This window comes from Streptomyces sp. NRRL WC-3549, assembly GCF_000721935.1.
Taxonomy (GTDB): Bacteria; Actinomycetota; Actinomycetes; order Streptomycetales; family Streptomycetaceae; genus Streptomyces.
Genome location: NZ_KL585436.1, coordinates 9,053 through 11,463, shown reverse-complemented (window position 1 = coordinate 11,463; position 2,411 = coordinate 9,053). Strand labels below are relative to the sequence as shown.

General features: G+C 73.9%; 3 protein-coding genes. 1 reads left to right on the top strand and 2 read right to left on the bottom strand.

Features of this window, described 5'->3' with window-relative positions; translation table 11 throughout:
- Window positions 1-810 (top strand): ATP-dependent 6-phosphofructokinase (locus tag IH13_RS0131620; protein ID WP_031089759.1); only part of this gene is annotated, 810 nt, incomplete at its 5' end.
- 103 nt (window positions 811-913) lie between these two features.
- On the opposite strand, the gene IH13_RS0131615 is transcribed toward IH13_RS0131620, so the two are convergent.
- Together IH13_RS0131615 and IH13_RS0131610 are read right to left on the bottom strand one after the other, a co-directional pair.
- A complete protein-coding gene (locus IH13_RS0131615) occupies window positions 914-1,537 on the bottom strand; it encodes a helix-turn-helix domain-containing protein (protein ID WP_031089757.1) in 624 nt (207 codons plus the stop codon).
- Window positions 1,538-1,702: 165 nt separating this feature from the next.
- The coding region (locus tag IH13_RS0131610; protein WP_234433468.1) for a response regulator at window positions 1,703-2,411 on the bottom strand (709 nt) is incomplete at its 5' end.

Genomic DNA, 2,411 nt, shown 5'->3' with positions numbered 1-2,411 from the left:
CTGGAGCGCGACCGGCTGCGCGAGGCCGCGGAGAACTGCGCGGAGCTCTCCCGCCGTTACGGCATCGACGCCCTCATCCCGATCGGCGGCGAGGGCACGCTGACGGCGGCCCGGATGCTGTCGGACGCCGGGATGCCCGTCGTCGGCGTCCCGAAGACCATCGACAACGACATCTCCGCCACCGACCGGACCTTCGGCTTCGACACCGCCGTGGGCGTCGCGACCGACGCCATAGACCGTCTGAAGACCACCGCGGAGTCCCACCAGCGCGTCATGGTCGTCGAGGTCATGGGCCGCCACGCGGGCTGGATCGCGCTGGAGTCCGGCATGGCCGGCGGCGCCCACGGCATCTGCCTGCCGGAACGCCCCTTCGAGGTCGACGACCTGGTCAAGATGGTCGAGGAACGCTTCGCGCGGGGCAAGAAGTTCGCCGTGATCTGCGTCGCCGAGGGCGCGCACCCGGCCGAGGGCTCCATGCCGTACGCCAAGGGCGAGATCGACCAGTACGGCCACGAGCGCTTCCAGGGCATCGGCAACCGCCTCGCGGCGGAGCTGGAGACGCGCCTCGGCAAGGAGGCCCGGCCGGTCATCCTCGGCCACGTCCAGCGCGGCGGCACCCCGACCGCGTACGACCGCGTGCTCGCCACCCGCTTCGGGTGGAACGCGGTGGAGGCCGTGCACCGCGGCGACTTCGGCCGGATGACGGCCCTGCGCGGCACGGAGATCGTGATGGCCCCGCTGGCGGACGCCGTGACCCGGCTCAAGACCGTGCCGAGCGACCGGATGTACGAGGCCGAGTCGGTCTTCTGACCCGCCCGGTCGGTGCTGCTCGCGGCTCTTCGCCGTGCCCGCGGCCCCGGCCGTCCCTCCCGGACGGCCGGGGCCGCCGCGCGTCACCCCGCGCCGGCCCCGCTCACAGGCCCGCCGTCCGCCAGAAGTGCTCGACCACCCGGTCCAGGAACTCCTGCCCCGGCCCGTCGGCCGTCCCCGTACCGCCGCGGCCGGTGCTGCTCCAGCTCAGCGTCGACACCATCAGCGACTGGTAGTCGGCGTGCAGCTGCGCGAGCACGTCCTCGACCAGCACCCGGTCCAGCGGGACCAGCTTGGCCACCGGCTTGACGTACGCCTGCCAGCGCGTCGTCACCGCCCGGTTCAGCAGCTCCGCCAGCTCCTCGTTGCGGCCGGTCGCCGTGAGGAACTGCGCGGCCGACATCTCCAGCGCCTTGCAGAGCGCCGCGGCCTGGCGCTCGTTGCCGCGCCACCGGCCCGACTCCTCGATCTTCAGGTAGGCGGCGGGCGTCATCCCCACCGTCCGCGCCAGGTCCTCCGGCCCCGTGCCCCGGGCCAGCCGGCGCTCGCGCAACGTGCTCGCCGCGGAGAGGAGTTCCCCGGGGGCGCACCACAACACCCCGGCCAGCGCCTTCAGTTCGCGCTCGTCCGGCAGGGCCACACCACGCTCCCAGGCCAGCACGGTCTCGGCGGTGACGGGTAGCCCGTACTGGGCGCCGAGACCGTAGGCAACATGTCCGGGAGCCATTCCCAGCGCCTCACGCAAGCGGCGTGCGGCGGGGGCGTTGAAGGGCGGATTCTGAGGCACGGCCCCACCGTAGGATGAACGGAACCGCCTGGCTACAGCCTGTGCGTCACCATTCACCCTTCGTACGATCCTCCGAGTCCGCGGACCGCACCACACCCGGATGGATCAACGAGTTTCGGCCACCCACCGATAGTGCAGCTCGGGGCGGCCCACCTGCCCGTAACTCGGGCGCCGGACCGCGCGGCCCGCCCCCACCAGATGTTCCAGATAACGGCGCGCGGTGATCCGGGACATCCCCAGCTCCTCGCCGGCCGCCGCCGCCGTCACCCCGTCCGGGGAGGCCCGCAGGACCTGGGTGACCGCCTCCAGCGTCGGCCCGCTCAGCCCCTTCGGCAGCGCGGCCGGCTCCGCGACCCGCAGCGCCCCCAGCGCCCGGTCCACCTCCTCCTGGCCGCTGGCCTCACCGGCCGCCGCCCGGAACTCGGCGTAGCGCACCAGCCGGTCCCGCAGCGTGGGATAGGTGAACGGCTTCAGCACGTACTGCACGACCCCCAGCGACACCCCCTCGCGCACCACCGCCAGGTCACGCGCCGAGGTCACCGCGATGACGTCCGCGCCGTGGCCGGCCGCCCGCAGCGAGCGCAGCAGCTGAAGCCCGTGCCCGTCGGGCAGGTACAGGTCGAGCAGCAGCAGGTCCACCGGCCCGCGGTCCAGTGCCCGCACGGCCTCCGTGCGGGAGTGGGCCACGGCCGTCACCTCGAAGCCGGGGACCCGGCCCACGTACATCTGGTGCGCGGCGGCCGCCACCGGGTCGTCCTCCACGACCAGCACCCGGATCACGCCCGCACCTGCCCGGCCCGGCGGCCCGCCAGCG

What these genes read in the sequence shown, in the direction of transcription:
- IH13_RS0131615 (WP_031089757.1), bottom strand. Translation starts at nt 1,537, where the DNA reads ATGGCTCCCGGACATGTTGCCTACGGTCTCGGCGCCCAGTACGGGCTA.